This window comes from Faecalibacterium sp. DFI.5.82, from assembly GCF_029076575.1.
Classification (GTDB): Bacteria; Bacillota; Clostridia; order Oscillospirales; family Ruminococcaceae; genus Faecalibacterium; species Faecalibacterium duncaniae.
In genome coordinates this window covers 1-336 of record NZ_JARFIS010000230.1, presented here as the reverse complement: position 1 = coordinate 336, position 336 = coordinate 1, and the positions used below count along the sequence as shown (strand labels likewise).

Here is a 336-nt window from a genome sequence, read left to right as displayed (position 1 = left end):
AAAACCAGCCCTTGGGCTGAAACGGAAAAGGCTCCGGGCTTGCCTCCCTGTGAAAGGGGAGTGCAGGCCCGGAGCCTTTTTTGCGTATACGGAAATCGTGTCAGACGCTCTTTTTGTAGACGATAAGGGAAACGATGGCGGAGAGCACTTCCGTGGCCCAGAACGCGTTCCAGACGCCCACAGGGCCAAACTGTCGGCAGAGCACCCAGGCCAGCAGCATGATGAAGACGATGTAGCGGCACCGGGAGATCACCAACGACTGCGTGCCCTTGCCCAGACCCTCCAGCGCGCCGGAAGAGGTGGTGGAGATGGCGGAGACCACAAAGCCCAGGCAGA

The 336-nt window shown here is 60.1% G+C and carries 1 pseudogene; it reads right to left on the bottom strand.

Annotated elements, in window-relative coordinates:
* Positions 1-100 precede the first annotated feature (100 nt).
* Positions 101-336, bottom strand: a pseudogene (locus P0G09_RS16385) (MATE family efflux transporter); the annotation flags it as partial.